Below are 15,094 nucleotides of genomic sequence, written 5' to 3'. Positions count from 1 at the left end.
GGTTATCGTGCGAGCCATCCGCCGTCGACGGCCAGGAGGTGTCCATGAACGTAGTCGGAGGCCGCCGAGGCTAGGAACACGGCTGCCCCTCCGAGGTCCTCGGGCCGCCCCCACCGCCCGGCGGGAATCCGCGTCAGGATCGCCGGATTGCGGGTCCCGTCCTCCTGCAGCGGTCGCGTCAGGTCGGTGGCGATATAGCCGGGCGCGATGGCGTTGACGTTGATGCCTCGGGGAGCCCATTCGTTGGCGAGCGCCTTAGTCAGCTGCCCCACAGCCCCCTTGCTTGCGGTGTACGGGACCACCAGGATCCCCCCTTCGAAGCTCATCAACGACGCGATATTGATGATCTTGCCCCGCTTCCGCAAGAGCATGTCTTTGGCCGCCGCCTGGCACAACCGGAACACGGCGTGGAGATTGACCTGGAGCACGCGGTGCCAGGCATCGAGGGAGACCTCGAGCGCGGGTCCCCGGGCGATCATCCCGGCGTTGTTGACGAGGATGTCCACGCGCGATGCTGCGGCCACCGCACGGGGGATGACGGTCTCGACCTGCTCTGGGTTCTCCAGATCGGCCGTCACCAGATGGCACGCTCTTCCGAGACGCGTCACGTCGGAGGCGAGGGTCTCGGCGGGGCGCCGGCTCACCGCAACGATGTCTGCGCCCGCGCCGGCGAGCGCCGCGGCCACGCCGCGGCCGATCCCGCGGCCGGCCCCGGTGACCACTGCGACGAGCCCGTCAAGGCTGAACAGGTCGCTCGAATCGCCCATCGATCGCTCCACCCCTCGGATCCGGCTCGCATCAGCGCCGGCAGTGGAGTCACTGTTTCGCATCGGCGCGCCCGGGATCCCCCCGAGGGGCTGGACCGCAGGAACGCGCCCGCCGCGCAGCGAACCCGCTAGGCAGTGTTGCAGAACAACCCCACCATACGACGCAGCCTCGCCGCCCTTTGCCTTGCGCTCCTCTCGACCTCCGGCGTTGCCGCCGCGGCCCCGCAGGCGCGCATCGAGTTCTGGACGATCTCGCTCCAGCCGTTTTTCACCAGTTACATTCAGAGCCTCATCGCGCAGTACGAGCGCGCCCATCCCGCGGTGACGATCCGGTGGATCGACGTCCCCGCCCAGGCGATCGACCAGAAACTCCTCGCGGCGGTCGCAGGCGGTGTCGCCCCGGATGTCGTCAATCTCAACACCGAGGGCACCGTGCGGATGGCCCAGGCGCATGCGCTGGTCGATATGGATGCGGCCGTGCCCGCGACCGCTCGCGCCCGGTACTTTCCCAATATCTGGAGCTCGGCGCGGTATCTCGGGAGCGTCTACGGGATCCCCTGGTACGTCGTCCCCAACATCCTCGCGTATAACCAGACCGTGTTCCGCCGCGCCGGCCTCGATCCCGCGCATCCCCCGGCGTCCGACGACGCGTTCATCCAGGCGGCGACGGCGATCAAGGAACGCACGAGGATCTACGGCTTTATGCCCAACGTAGACGGGATCCGGTTTCTGCGGGTATTCCAAGAGGATGGGCTCCCGATCCTCAGTCCGGACCGCCGGCGCGCGGTGTTCAACGGGCCAGATCACGTCCGCCTGCTGGCCCGATACGTCGCCCTGTTCAAGCGGGACGCGTTTCCCGCAGACACGCTGCAGCGCGGGTATCTCGGGGCCACCGAGCGGTACGCGGCGGGGCAGCTGGCGATGCTGACCACCGGGCCGCAGTTCCTCCTCCGCGTCCGCTCGGACAGCCCCGACGTGTACAAGGACACTCGTGTGGCCGCGTATCCGCTGGGGCGCGCTCGCGTGCTCGATCTGCCCACGATGGCGTTGGCCGTGCCGCTGCAAAGCCGGCACCGGGCGGAGGCGGTGGAGTTCGCTTTGTTCGTGACGAACGACACGAACCAGCTCGCCTTCTGCCACCTCGTGGTCATCTTCCCGTCGACCCTGGCGGCCGCGCGGGACTCGTACTTTACCCGAGGGGGGGCCACGCCCGAGGAGCAGGCACGGGCGATCGCGGCGGGCGAGCTGGGGATCGCCCGGGATCTCACGGTGGTCGTCCCCCACAGCGACGAGCTGTTCCGGGTGTTTCGCGAGACGATCGAGAGCGCGTTCTTCGGCCGGATGACCCCGCAGCAGGCGCTGGACTGGGCGGTCAAGGAGTGGAACGCCAAACTCTAGCGCGCTCTCTGCCGGCTGCGCGGACCGGCCGCCGCATCCTCACGGCGTATCTGTTCCTCCTGCCCGCGCTCCTGCTGCTCGGCGTGTTCACGTTTTATCCGGTCACGTTCGGGACCGCCTTGAGCCTGTTTGAGTATGATGTGATCACGCCCCCTCGCTTTGTCGGGCTCGCGAACTTTCGCGCGCTGTGGACCGACCGGTACTTCTGGATCGCGCTCGAGAACAGCATCAAGTACCTGGCCGTCGTCCCCGTGCTGCAGGGGTGCGCCATTGTCCTCGCGATCTGGGTGCATCGCTCGACCCGCGGTCTCGGGTGGCTGCGCGCGGCGTACTATTTGCCGGTCGTCACCTCGATCGTGGTTGTCGGGATTCTGTGGCGGTGGCTGTACGACGATGCCGGGCTGGTCAACTTCATTCTCCTGCGGCTCGGGGTGGTCGGTGCCCCCGTCCATTGGCTCGCCAGCCCCGGGATCGCCCTGTACGCGGTGATGTTTGTCACGCTCTGGAAGGGCCTGGGATATTACATGGTCATCTATCTCGCGGGGTTGGAGGCCATCCCACCCGGGTATGCCGAGGCCGCCGCGATCGACGGCGCGACCGCGGTCCAGCAGTTGCGCCACGTGACCCTGCCCCTGCTCCGCCCCAGCATCCTGCTCGCGACGACGCTGTCGGCGATCTCGGCGCTCCGGGTGTTCGAAGAGGTCTACGTCATGACGAGCGGCGGACCGGTGTATTCCACGTACACGATGTTCTACTACATGTTTGATCAGGCCTTCGGCGCGCTTCATCTGGGCTACGCCGCCGCCCTGGGGGTGGTCCTGGCCGCGGTCACCATCGGTCTGTCGGTCGCCGGTTTCCGGCTGCTCCGGGAGGGAGGGCTCTCCTATTATTGAGGCACCCCGCACTCCGCACACGGCCGAGTCGGGGGCCGCCCGGGTCCGGCGGACAAGGCGGCGGGTTGCGGCCGCGGCCCAATCCGTGGTCCTCGTGCTCATCGCGGTCGTGACGGCGTTCCCATTTGTCTGGCTCCTCGCCACCTCGCTGCGGGGGAGCGGGACCGTGTTCTCGTTTCCGCCGGTGATCATCCCGCGTCCACCGACCCTCGCCAACTACGTCGGGGTGTGGCAGACGATGCCGATCGGGCGGTTTTTCCTCAACACCGCATACATCACCGGGATGGGTATCGCGATGACCGTGGTGGTCAGCGCGCTCGCCGGATACCCGCTGGCCCGCATGCGCTTCCCCGGGCGCGATCTGATCTTCTACGCGATCGTGGGAAGCTTGATGCTGCCGCAGCACGTGGGGTTGATCCTCAACTTCGTGACCATGATGCGGCTGCATCTGATCGACACGTACGCCGCGGTCTACCTCCCGAGCGCGGCGAGCGTGTTTGGGATCTTTCTCCTCCGACAGGCGTTTCTGACCATCCCCAACGAGATCGAGGACGCCGCCCGGATCGACGGCGCGAGCGAACTCCGAGTGTGGGCGCAGATCATGCTCCCCCTCGTGTCCCCCGCCCTTGCCACCCTCGCGATCATCGAGTTCTCCGCGTACTGGAACTCGTTTCTGTGGCCGCTCATCGTGCTCAAGTCGCCCGACAAATATCCGCTCGCCGTCGGCCTCCTCTACTTGTCCGGATTGTTCGCGCACAACACCCGGTATGTGGCGGCCGGCGCGGTGGTGATGACCCTGCCGATGATCGTCGTGTTCCTCCTGCTGCAGCGGTATTTCCTGAGGGGGATCACCATCGGAGCCGTGAAGTGAGGGCCGCATGAAGGTGGCGTTCCTCCCACTCGACGACCGTCCGGTGACGCGCGGAGCGTTCCTCGCGCTCGCGGGGGCGGCCGGGATCGAGGTCGCCACTCCTCCGCGCGCGATGCTGGGTGTTCGCCGCCACCCCGCGGACGTCGAGGCGCTCTGGGGCTGGGTTGAGGGCGAGGGCGCGGACGCGGATGTGCTGATCGCCTCGGCCGAGCTCCTGATCTACGGGGGGTTGGTGCCCTCGCGCATCGGTCATGAATCCCTTGATCGATGTCTCCGGCTGGCCGCCCGGTTCGCCGACGCGAGGCGGCGGGCGCCGCACCGGCAGATCCTGGTGTCGGCCAGCAATTTGCGTCTGCCCTGCACCGCCGACGCCAGTGAGGAGCCGGAGTACTGGTCCGAGCACGGGCCGGAGATCTTCGCGTACTCGTACCACACAGATCGGTTCGCGGAGACCGGGGCCGCGGCATCGCAGGAACAGGCCGCCTCCGCGCGGGCCGCGCTCCCGCGTACGGTCCTGGCGGACGTCCTGGCCCGCCGCACAAGAAATCTCACGGTCCTCCTCGCTCTCGTCGCCCACGCCTCACGGGGAGAAGTAGACGGTCTCTTGATCGGGCAGGACGATGCCGCGGAATACGGCCTCACCCGGCGCGACCTTCGGGCGGTCGAGGCGGCGATCGTCGACCGGGGTGTTGCGCTGCGCGCGTGGGTGTCCTACGGCACCGACGAACTGGCGGTCCGGTTGCTCGCGCGGGCGCAACTGGCCGCACAGGGGCAGACCCCCCCAGTCCGGGTGGTGTACGCCTACCCGGATCACCGGGACGCGATTCCCAGATATGAGGGCCAGAGCCTCGACCGCACGCTCACTTCGCACATCCTGACGGTGGGGGCCCGACGCGTCGAACGCGGAGAGACGTTGACGCTGTTCGTTCACAACTTTCCCGGGACTCAACAGGAGGCGCCGTTTCAGGAGCCGTACGACCCGCAGGTGCTGGTCCCGTTTCTGAGCGCGATGGCCGCGGCGGCGGCCTGCGACCATCCGTTTGCGGTGGCGGACGTCCGCTACAGCAACGGAGCCGACCGGACGTTCGTCGAGCAGCTCCTTAAGGTCCCCCGAGCGGCCGCGATGCGAGCGTACGGCGGTTGGAACACGGCGAGCAACACGATCGGGATGGCGCTCGCCCAGGCGCTGCTGCCGTCTGGCCCGGACAGCCAGGTGTTCACCCTCATCCGTTTCCTCGATGACTGGGCGTATCAGGCGGACGTGCGGCAGCGGCTCGCCGCAGACGTCGTGCCGCGATATCCTGGAGCCACCCCGGCGCATCTCGGCGCTGCCCTGGACGCGTGCACCGCGGCCGCCCGCCGCTGGTTCGAGGGAGAGTTCGTCCCCGCGCTGGTGGCGTGCTTTGGGCGGCGGATCGCCGTCACGACTATCGGATTTCCGTGGGAGCGGTTGTTCGAGATCGAGGTGGCCGTGGCATGAGCCCCAGCATCGCCCCGGTCCGGCGTACTGCGGCTTCGGGTATGATCCTGGTATGAATCCGGACGCGCTGGTCGGCCAGCTGTTTACGGTTGACTTCTCCGGCCCCGAGCCGTCGGATGAGATCGAGCGCCTCATCGTGGACGGTGGAGTAGGCGGCGTGATCCTGTTCGACAAGAACGTCGAAGGACCCGGCCAGATCGCCCGCCTGACCAACGCGCTTCAACGCCTCGCCTCCGAGGCCGGCCATCCTCCCCTGCTCGTGTCGGTGGACCAGGAGGGGGGCCCGGTCGTCCGCCTGCGGGGGACCTGGTTCCCCAGCGCGATGGCGTTCGGGGCCGCAGCCGATGAGACCCTCGCCGCCCGCGCCGCCGAGGCCACGGCCCGCGAACTGCGCGCCGCGGGCATCCATCTCAACTTCGCCCCGGTCCTCGATGTCAACAGCAATCCCGCGAATCCCGTGATCGGGGTGCGCTCGTACGGAGAAGACCCTGCGCGTGTCGCTAGGCTCGGCGTCGCCGCCATCGCGGGGACGCAGTCCGCCGGGGTGCTGGCCACCGCGAAACACTTTCCCGGGCACGGAGACACCCTGCTCGACTCGCACCTGGCCCTACCGATCGTCTCCCACCGGCGGGATCGGTTGGATGCGGTCGAACTCCTGCCGTTCCGGGAGGCCGTCCACGCCGGCGTGGCCGCCGTGATGACCGCGCACGTGGTGTATCCGGCGCTCGATCCCGATCATCCCGCGACGCTCTCGGCCCGGATCATCGCGCTCCTCAGGAAGGAGTGGGGATTCGGCGGGCTCGTCGTCAGCGATTCCATGCGGATGCAGGCGATCGCCGGCCGGCACGCGCCCGGAGACGCCGCGGTGCAGGCCGTGCGCGCGGGCGTCGATGTTGTGCTCGCGCTGGGCGCAGTGGAGGCGCAGTGGGAAGCCCTCGACGCGGTGCGCGCGGCGGCCCGCGATGGCCGCATTCCCGCCGGGCGCATACGAGAGGCGGCGGAGCGCATCGGCGCCGCCAAACGCCGCCTGGGGCTCTTCGACCGCGCCCGCGTCTCCGAGGCGGATGCCGAGCGGCTGGCGGGGTGCCCGTCGCATCTCGCCCTCGCCGACCAGGTCGCCGCCGCGGCCGCGACGCTCGTTGTGACTCGGGATGGGATCATTCCGCTGCCGCCGGGGCCGGTGTACGTGGCCGCCGGCCTCGCCTCCCGAGAGACCACGGACCGCTTGGCGGGGGCCTTGCACGCTGCAGGGCGCCCGGCCACGACGGTGGCGCTCGACGGTGATGGCCGGTGGGAGGCTCGGGGCTCGGGGCGGGGCGCCATCGTCGTGCCTATCGGCGGAGCCATCGGAGAGGATCCCTCGCGCCGGGATCGGGTTCGCCAGGTGACACAGGCCGCCGCACGACAGGGGCCCACGGTCGCGGTGGCGGTCGATGTCCCCTATCCCCTGACGGCCGTCGACCCGACGTGTGCCTGCCTGGCCGTCTACGGAGCCGATCCCGCCTCACTCAAGGCGGCTGCGGATGTGCTTGCGGGGACGGTGCCCGCCCAGGGCAGGCTGCCGGTGACGGTGCGGTTCCCCTAACCCAAATCCTTCGGCGCCGACCGCTTCGCGGCGAGAATGCCAGTGTCCCACCGATCCCACCCAAAGTCGTTTTGCTCCAGGACCTTCCGGCCTGCCCCGGGGGGCTCTAGTCCGATCGCCGCAACGTCGTAGTCCACCATCACCCGCACCAATTCTTTGAAGCTGATTCTCGGCTGCCACCCGAGGACCTTTTTGGCTTTCGTGCTGTCCGCCACCAGCATCGGGACCTCGAGCGGCCGCATGTACTGCGGATCCGTCGCCACATAGTCCCGCCAGGCGAGCCCGACGTACCCGAACGCCTCCTCCAGGAAATCTCGGACGGTGTGGGTCTCGCCGGTCCCGATCACATAGTCCTGGGGTCGCTCCTGCTGGAGCATCAGCCACATCGCCTCCACGTAGTCGGGCGCATAGCCCCAGTCCCGGCTGGCGTCGAGATTCCCCAACGAGAGGCGGTGGCTTCTCCCGGCGAGGATCGATGCCAGCGCACGGGTGATCTTGCGGGTGACGAACGTCTCGCCTCGACGAGGACTCTCATGGTTGAATAGGATGCCGCTCGTGGCAAAGAGCCCATAGCTCTCTCGGTACGTCACGAGCATCCAGTGCGCGTAGACCTTGGCCGCGGCGTAAGGGCTGCGCGGCCGGAACGGTGTGTCCTCGTTTTGCGGCGCGGGGGAATTCCCAAACATCTCGCTGGTCGAGGCTTGGTAGAACCGTGTCTTGATACCGCTCCGTCGAATCGCCTCGAGCATCCTCGTCGTTCCGAGCCCCGTGATATCGCCCGTGTACTCGGGCATCTCGAAGCTGACCTTCACGTGGCTCTGCGCGGCGAGATGGTACACTTCGTCGGGTTGGACGACCCCGAGCAGATTGGCCAGCTCGCCCGGATTCCCGAGATCTCCGTTGTGGAGCACAAAATGGGCGCTCCTATTCGGATCCTGCGAGATGTGCTCGATGCGGTGGGTGTTCGACGTCGAGGCGTGGCGGATGAGGCCGTGCACCTCGTAGCCTTTGGACAGCAGGAGTTCCGCGAGATACGACCCATCCTGTCCTGTGATCCCGGTAATCAGAGCGCGCTTCATGATCACCTCGTCCAGAATGTCGATGTCGGAGTTCGCATCGTAGGTGGTTCTCATTGAGCATTTTGCCCTCCTGCGCCGTGCGCCAGCCGTCCCCCTCCCCGTCCGGACGATCGACTGTCAATCCTGCGGGGCGGGCCGTGTCCCGTGGGGAGGTCTGAAAGTCTCCCAAAATGTGCATATTTCCTATATGCACCTTCCGGATCGTGCATCGGCTGGGCCGTCTTTGGCTGGCCCTGCCTGGCCATGTCTGAGAGGAAGCGTCGTACATATCGCGGAGCGTGCGAATGGTCCTCACACCTGATCAGCCGCTTCAGCGCCGCCTGCTCGCGCTCCTTGATGACAACCTCAAGGAGGACGAGGTCACTGCGACCGGCCTGGCTACGTTGCTGTCGGCCCCGGTCTCCGAGGTCGAGGCCGAGCTGCGGGCGCTGGCCCGATTCGGAAACCTGACGCGCCGGACCAGTATGCACGGCGAGGCGCGGTACAGTGCTGCACCCCGGCGAAAGCTGCTCGGCGACATGCTCGTCGAGGCCGGCCACATGACCAACGCGCAGCTGCAGGAAGCGCTTGCCGAGCAGGCCCGCACCGCCGAACGGCTGGGCGCGATCTTGCTCGACCGGGGCTACGTCTCCAAGCAGGTCCTGGGCAAGATGCTGGAGCTGCAGCGCGGCGTTCCCTACGTCAACCTCAGCACGCGCGCGATCGACGAGCATCTGGTGCGCAGCCTCCCCGAGCGCGTGATCATGGAGCACAAAGTCGTGCCCATCGCCCGGATGGACGGCGAGATCCATTTGGCGATGCTCGACCCGAGCGATATCATGGCGATCGACACGGTGGGCAAGTATCTGGGTGGGCGGGTGCGGCCGTTTCTGATCACCGAAGGTGACTTCGGGTGGGCCGTCACCAAGTTCTTCGATGTGACCCGCAAGGTCGGCGAGAGCCTGCTGGAAGTCGCCGTCGAGCAAGCAGAGAGCGACCCGGTGGAAAACGCCGCGGTGGCGGTCGCCGACACCTACGACGCCTCCCCGGTCGTCCGCGTCGTCAACACGATCATCCGCGATGCGGTGCGCATCGGGGCCACCGATATCCACATCGAGCCCGAGGCGGACCAGACCCGTGTGCGCGTCCGGATCGATGGCTTGCTGTTGGACAAGGCCACACTCCCCCGAGCGGTCGCCGAGGGGGTGACCTCCCGCCTCAAGGTGCTGGCCGGCATGGACATCGCCGAGCGGGTCCGTCCGCAGGACGGTCGGATCCTCGTCGACATCGAAAGCCGCGAATACGATCTCCGGATCGCCACGGTCGGCACGGCCTATGGCGAGCGGGTGGCGCTGCGTTTGTTGAGCAACCGGCAGGTGCTGGTGGGTCTGGAGCGGCTGGGGCTGTTTCCCGAGCAGCAGGAGCCCCTGCAATCGCTGCTGAGCCGTCAGCATGGCATGATCTTGGTCACGGGGCCCACCGGCAGCGGGAAGACCACGACCCTATATGCGTCGATCAGTCACATCAACGATCGCGTGCGCAACATCATGACGATCGAGGATCCGATCGAGTACCGGCTGCCCGGGATCACGCAGATCCCGGTCCGGGAGAAATCCGGGATCACGTTTGGGATCGGCCTGCGCGCCCTGCTGCGGCAGGACCCTGATGTGGTGATGGTCGGGGAGATCCGCGATCCCGAAACGGCATCGATCGCCGTCCACGCAGCGCTGACCGGCCACCTGGTGCTCACCACCCTCCACACCAACAACGCGGCGGGTGCGCTGGTACGGCTCCTGGACATGGGCGTGGAGCCCTATCTCTTGACATCATCGGTGCTCGCCGTCGTGGGGCAGCGGCTGATCAGGATCCTCTGCACGGCATGCAAGGGCCAGTACCAGGCGCGAGACGCCGACCTCAGGATCCTCGGTCTCCCCATCGACACCCCCCTGAGGCTGTCCGCGGGGTCCGGGTGTGCGGAGTGCGCCAACCTGTGTTACAAGGGACGGACCGGAGCGTTTGAGCTCATGGTGATGACGGACACCGTCCGGGAACTGGTCCTCGCGCGAAAACCCGCGGGCGCGATTACGGAGGCGGCCGTTTCGGAAGGGATGCAGACGCTGCGGGGGGCCATCATCCGAAAGGTCCTGGACGGGGTGACCAGTATCGAGGAGTTGCAGCGTCTCATGATCGTGGAGGCGAGTTAGTGGCCGGGATCGATAACGCCGGGCGAATGCAGCGAAGCGTGCTTCCGCTTCGCCCCCGAGGGCGGCCGGCGGTCTCGCGGCCCGGGACGGCGATGGCTTCGACGATGCCGGGCGCCGGAGCGGCGAGGCTCGGACGGCGCAGGATCGGCCCCGCAGATGTGGCGATGCTGACGTACGACCTCTCCATGCTGCTGAACGCCGGTCTGCCGCTCATGCAGGCGCTTGAGGTGCTCGGCGATCAGGCGACCGAGCTGCAGATGCGGGACGTCCTGCACGAGCTGTCGCAAGAAATTCAGGAAGGCCGCCGGTTCTCGGAGGCGTTGGGGCGGTATCCGGAGCTCTTCTCCCCCCTCTACCGCGGCATTGTGACCAACGGCGAGGCCAGCGGGCGGCTCGACCTGGCGTTGGAGCGCCTGGCCACGTTCCTCGAGCGCGATCTCGAGTTCCGCAAGAAGATCCGGGACGTCCTCATCTACCCGGCCATGGTCCTCTCGATGGCCGCCTTCGTGTTGTGCATCTTCCTCATCTACATCATCCCGGCGTTCGAGCGCGTCTACCATCGGGCCGGGGCGTCCCTCCCCTTCCTGACGCGAGTCCTGCTGGCGTGGAGCCGGACGGCCCGTGTGGGGCTCCCCGTGACGATCTCGGCCGGTGCCCTGCTGTTCCTCCCGCAGGCGCGCCGGTGGCTCCGGCAGACGGGCGGAGCGACGGTGCAGCGAATCGTGCTCCGGCTGCCACACGCCGGGGTCCTGGCGCAGACCGCGCTCCTCGGCCGGTTCGCCCACTCGATGTCGATGATGCTCGGGAGCGGGGTTCCCCTGCTCTCCGCCCTCGAGGTCGCGGGAGCGATCGGCGGACCCCCGGAGTTCGCGTCGATGGTGGAGGGCTTGAGCCGGTCGGTGATCCAGGGGCGGCGGCTCTCGGAGGCGATGCGCGTCTCCGGATGGTTCACGCCGATGTTCCTTCGGATGGTCAGCGTCGGAGAGGAGACGGGACGGCTGGACCTCATGGTGGCGCGCGCGGCGGCGATCCTGGACCGGGAATTCGACGTGCGCATGCGCCGTTTCCTGACCCTGCTCGAACCGATTCTGATCCTGTTGGTCGGCGCCTTCGTCGGAGTGATTCTGATGGCGTTGTATCTGCCTATGTTTGGGCTGGCGCGGGGGCTGGCCCACTGACAGCCCGAGGGTGTGCGAATCCGGACAGACATGGAGGAGATCACGATGCGGAGAACATCGGGGGAGGCAGGCTTCACATTCATCGAGGTGCTGGTCGTCGTGCTGCTGCTCGGGGTGCTGGCCCTGGTCGCGTTGCCGAACTACTTTGGCACGCAGAGCGACGCGCAGACCGCGGTCCGCGCATCGAACGTGGCCGCGATCAATACGGCGGTGTCGCTCTATCAGTACCGGAACAACGGATCATGCCCGGGTCAGGCCGGACAAGAGACCTTCACGGCGTTCATGGCCGACACCGCGTATTTCCCGGACGGCGCGCCTATGGATCCGTATACGAAAGACGACTCGACGTTCATCACCAACTACAGCCCCACGACCTGTCGCACGAAATGAGCGTGCGGGGCCGCGGGAAGGAGGACGGTCATGATTCGTAGGGTATCCAGTGAGTCTGGCTTCACGTTCTTGGAGGTCCTGGCGGTCGTGCTGCTGCTGGGGATCCTGGCCCTTGTGGCGCTGCCGAACTACTTCGGGACGCAGAGCGACGCGCAGACCGCGGTCCGCTCGTCGAACGTCGCCGCGATCAACACGGCGCTGTCGCTCTACCAGTACCGAAACGGGGTCTGCCCGCCGAGCGGTCCGGACGCGTCGATCACCGCGTTCCTGGCCGACACGACCTACTTCCCAGACGGCTCGCCGGTCGATCCGTTTACAAAGGACAACTCGACCTTCATCAGCAACTACAGCTCCACCCTCTGCCGCACGAAGTAGCGGTCGGGTGGCTGCAGGATTGCGGGCCGCCTCAACGCCATCGGCCTCCGCGGGATAGCGGCCTCCGGCCGATCCAGGTGGCTGGGTTGGTCTCTCGGGGAGCGTCACTGGCCGAAGTGCTGGTCGCGGTGGGTGTACTGGCCGTGTTGTCGCTGATCGCGGTGCCGCAATTGATGGTGCCCGCGCAGGTCCCGGCCGGTCAGGCGGCGCGCGGCGTGGCCGCCGATCTGGCGCTTGCCCGCCAGCTGGCGATCGCAGGGCGGACGAGCTATGTGGTCACCTTCTCCCCCGGGGCCGGACCGTTTACCTCGTACACGGTGACGCCGCAAGGCGGAACTTCCGCACCTGATTTCCCCAAGGTCTTCCCTGTCGGGCTCACCGTGATCGGGACCCCGCAGATCACCTTCGATCCCAGCGGCGCGGCGTCGTCCGATGCCACCGTGATCCTCACGGCAGGCTCGGCCACCGCCCAGGTCCGGGTGGTTGGGGCGACCGGCTACGTGCAGGAGACCGGGCCATGAGGAGGGAGGACGGGTTCAGCCTGATCGAAGTCATCGTCGCCGCCATGATCATCGGCGTGGCACTGGTGCCGTTGATGCAGATGATGCCCGGGCTCATCGCGGACGATCAGGCGGATGAAGTGACCCTGCAGTTGGGCACGGTCGCCGTGCGAAAGATGGAAGCCCTCACCAATAGCCTTCGCACCAACACGAGCGGCGTGCCAGGAGGCGCGGCGGCATGCTCGGACCTCCCCCGGTGCCTCCTCATTTGGAGCGTGACGACAGAGACGTCGACCACCACCCGGGGCGTGGGCGCGCTCGTCGACGTCTCGGTGACCGCCTGCGTCGACCACACCGGGCACGGGGCCTGCGATGCCGGGGGCCCTCAGATCCGATACGATGCCAAAGTCACCTCGCGCCCATAGCGGCCGGTTTCCACGCAGCCGGCAGGAGGGCCTCGCGCTCGTCGAGGTGCTCGTGACCGTCCTCCTCATGGCCATGGTCGTGGGCGCCCTCCTCCCTTTGCTGACCAGCGGGCAGCAGGGGTCAGACTATGCCCGCCGGCGCCAGGTCATGATCCGCAATGGCCGCGTCGCGCTCGACCGATTGATTCGCGAGATGCGCGCGGCAGAATCGTTTCGAACCCTGGCCCCGGGACAAATCGGGTTCACGCTGTCGTGGGGCGATGGGACCGGCGCCGAGCCATCCGTCCAGTACTCGCTCAACACCGTGACCCACAACATCGAGTATCGTTGGAGCGCCAATTACGATTACCGGAGGCGGATCACCATACAGGCCCAGACCGCGCTGCCCGCGGGCTACGCCGTGGCGGTCACCCTGAACCACGCCGCCCTGGTCGCGGCCGGAAAGAGCCTGGCCGGGGGCGACGATATCCGGGTGCGGTACTGGAATGGCAGCGCCATGGTCGAGCTCGACCGGGTTCTCGATCCGATTTCGGCCTGGAACGCCGCGGCCACGACGATCTGGTTTCCCCTGCAGACGGCGATCGGCGGGTTCGGCTCCGATCCCAACTACTACCTTGACTACGGCAACCTGGCCGATGCCAACCCACCGGCGTACGGATCCAACGTGTTCCTCGATTATCAGGACGGCACCGCCCTCGACGGTTGGGCCCGCCGCGACAGCCTGCCGGGGACGGATACGACATCCGCGACCGATGGGTTCGTCTTCCAGGCGTCTCTGGGCGCCGGCCGGCGGGAGCTGACCAAGACCCTCCCCCACTCCGATGTGGAGGTGTTCTGGGGGTTCTGGGGCAACGCGACCGACAATGGGAACGGCAACCAATCCGGGGTAAGCGCCCGTCTCAGCGATTCCGGTGCGGGATACCGGCTGCTCCCCGCGGACAACAACAACAGTGCGTTTGGTCTGTATTATGGAAGCGGGTGGGGCACGACCGGGACCCTCCTCGCGAGCGTGCCGGGGTCGGTGATCCCCGGGGCAAGCTACTACGCCCGGTTCTACCTGGTCGGCTCCTCGCTTCAGGCCAAGTACTGGCCCGCCGGGACACCGGAGCCACCCACGTGGCAGCTCGCCGTCACCGACGCGCAGGCGTCGAGCGGGAACCAGTACGGCCAGGTGGACGGCTCGGCTCCTACGATGGACCATCGGCACCGAACGATGATCGTCAGGCCGCGGGTGGCCCTCGAGCCGGTCACCAGCCTGGGCAGCGAATCCTCCGGGAGCCGCTCCGACCCGCTTTCGGCGCTGGCCGGGCCGTTCAGTTCGTTGAACGTGACCTGCTTCGACGCCACGAACGCGTCCATCCCATGCTCCCCGACGGCCCCGGTGCGCGCCGTGCAGGTGGCCCTGGTCGTCATCGATCCCGACGGGGTCGTGCCGGACATCACCCTGACCGACGAAGCGTTCCGGCGCAGCCCATGAAATGGATCGAGGCGCTCCGCGACGAACGCGGGCTCGCGCTCCCAATGGCGATGTTGGTGGTGACGATTCTCTCGGCCATCACGCTGGAACTGGCGCTGACCTCGACCGCGGAATTCGGCGCGGCGCTCCCGGCCTATCGGGACGTTCGGGCCAACTACCTGGCGCAGGCGGGCATCGAGCATCAGATCTATCTACTCAAGGCCAACAAGGATGGGGGCGGGATCGGGCTGACCAACTACCCGGCGACGCCTGGACAGGAGTATTGGTACAGCACCACCCTGCAGTGCCTGCTCAACTGCGGCGTGAACTTCGAGAGCCGGCGCTGGCAGATCGTGTCGACCGGGGAGATCCATCAAGCCGGCTCGTCGACCGTGGTTCAGAACCGCAGCATCCGGGCCCTCCTCGAGATCCACTATGGGGGAAGCGGCGGGTCGTTGTTCCGGCTCCCGACCAACGTGCTCGTGCTCCGGTGGGAAGAGGTCTATCCGTAGCC

Annotated in this window: 15 protein-coding genes; 13 read left to right on the top strand and 2 right to left on the bottom strand. The window is 67.4% G+C overall.

The window, feature by feature from the left end; genetic code table 11:
* Positions 1-2 precede the first annotated feature (2 nt).
* Positions 3-767 carry a glucose 1-dehydrogenase gene (locus tag VFP86_15650; protein HET9001074.1) on the bottom strand — a complete coding sequence of 255 codons (765 nt, stop codon included), beginning with the start codon at positions 765-767 and terminating at the stop codon, positions 3-5.
* 138 nt (positions 768-905) lie between these two features.
* On the opposite strand from VFP86_15650, the gene VFP86_15645 reads away from it, so the two are divergent.
* The 5 genes from VFP86_15645 (at position 906) to nagZ (ending at position 6,994) form a co-directional block, all read left to right on the top strand.
* The gene (locus tag VFP86_15645; GenBank protein ID HET9001073.1) at positions 906-2,165 is read left to right on the top strand and encodes a sugar ABC transporter substrate-binding protein; all 1,260 of its coding nucleotides are present in this window, start codon (positions 906-908) and stop codon (positions 2,163-2,165) included.
* Complete coding sequence (locus VFP86_15640) at positions 2,147-3,058, top strand: sugar ABC transporter permease (protein ID HET9001072.1); 912 nt, start codon at positions 2,147-2,149, stop codon at positions 3,056-3,058. The genes VFP86_15645 and VFP86_15640 overlap by 19 nt, the downstream gene beginning before the upstream one ends.
* 85 nt (positions 3,059-3,143) lie before the next feature.
* A complete protein-coding gene (locus VFP86_15635; protein HET9001071.1) occupies positions 3,144-3,929 on the top strand; it encodes a carbohydrate ABC transporter permease in 786 nt (261 codons plus the stop codon).
* A gap of 7 nt (positions 3,930-3,936) precedes the next feature.
* On the top strand, positions 3,937-5,409 hold the full coding sequence (locus VFP86_15630) for a DUF4127 family protein (protein ID HET9001070.1): 1,473 nt from the start codon (positions 3,937-3,939) through the stop codon (positions 5,407-5,409).
* 52 nt (positions 5,410-5,461) lie between these two features.
* Complete coding sequence (nagZ, locus tag VFP86_15625; protein ID HET9001069.1) at positions 5,462-6,994, top strand: beta-N-acetylhexosaminidase; 1,533 nt, start codon at positions 5,462-5,464, stop codon at positions 6,992-6,994.
* Here nagZ and gmd read toward each other — a convergent pair.
* Complete coding sequence (gmd, locus tag VFP86_15620; protein HET9001068.1) at positions 6,991-8,073, bottom strand: GDP-mannose 4,6-dehydratase; 1,083 nt, start codon at positions 8,071-8,073, stop codon at positions 6,991-6,993. The genes nagZ and gmd overlap by 4 nt on opposite strands.
* 284 nt (positions 8,074-8,357) lie before the next feature.
* Here gmd and VFP86_15615 point away from each other — a divergent pair, with 284 nt between their 5' ends.
* The 8 genes from VFP86_15615 (at position 8,358) to VFP86_15580 (ending at position 15,092) form a co-directional block, all read left to right on the top strand.
* Positions 8,358-10,256, top strand: coding sequence for an ATPase, T2SS/T4P/T4SS family (locus VFP86_15615; GenBank protein ID HET9001067.1), 1,899 nt, complete (start codon positions 8,358-8,360; stop codon positions 10,254-10,256).
* Positions 10,256-11,434 (top strand): type II secretion system F family protein, encoded by a 1,179-nt coding sequence (locus VFP86_15610; GenBank protein HET9001066.1) that lies wholly within the window; start codon positions 10,256-10,258, stop codon positions 11,432-11,434. Before VFP86_15615 ends, VFP86_15610 begins: the two co-directional genes overlap by 1 nt.
* Before the next feature lie 45 nt (positions 11,435-11,479).
* Positions 11,480-11,824 (top strand): prepilin-type N-terminal cleavage/methylation domain-containing protein, encoded by a 345-nt coding sequence (locus VFP86_15605; GenBank protein ID HET9001065.1) that lies wholly within the window; start codon positions 11,480-11,482, stop codon positions 11,822-11,824.
* A gap of 30 nt (positions 11,825-11,854) precedes the next feature.
* The gene (locus tag VFP86_15600; protein HET9001064.1) at positions 11,855-12,199 is read left to right on the top strand and encodes a prepilin-type N-terminal cleavage/methylation domain-containing protein; all 345 of its coding nucleotides are present in this window, start codon (positions 11,855-11,857) and stop codon (positions 12,197-12,199) included.
* Between the two features lie 86 nt (positions 12,200-12,285).
* The gene (locus VFP86_15595) at positions 12,286-12,720 is read left to right on the top strand and encodes a GspH/FimT family protein (GenBank protein ID HET9001063.1); all 435 of its coding nucleotides are present in this window, start codon (positions 12,286-12,288) and stop codon (positions 12,718-12,720) included.
* The gene (locus tag VFP86_15590; protein ID HET9001062.1) at positions 12,717-13,124 is read left to right on the top strand and encodes a prepilin-type N-terminal cleavage/methylation domain-containing protein; all 408 of its coding nucleotides are present in this window, start codon (positions 12,717-12,719) and stop codon (positions 13,122-13,124) included. Before VFP86_15595 ends, VFP86_15590 begins: the two co-directional genes overlap by 4 nt.
* Entirely contained in the window at positions 13,099-14,601 is a 1,503-nt protein-coding gene (locus VFP86_15585) for a hypothetical protein (protein ID HET9001061.1), read from the top strand. The genes VFP86_15590 and VFP86_15585 overlap by 26 nt, the downstream gene beginning before the upstream one ends.
* A complete protein-coding gene (locus tag VFP86_15580; protein ID HET9001060.1) occupies positions 14,598-15,092 on the top strand; it encodes a hypothetical protein in 495 nt (164 codons plus the stop codon). Before VFP86_15585 ends, VFP86_15580 begins: the two co-directional genes overlap by 4 nt.
* Positions 15,093-15,094 lie beyond the last annotated feature (2 nt).

The sequence above is a fragment of the bacterium genome (genome assembly GCA_035703895.1).
In the GTDB taxonomy this organism is placed as follows: Bacteria; Sysuimicrobiota; Sysuimicrobiia; order Sysuimicrobiales; family Segetimicrobiaceae; genus Segetimicrobium.
This window is presented reverse-complemented; position numbering and strand designations above follow the sequence as displayed.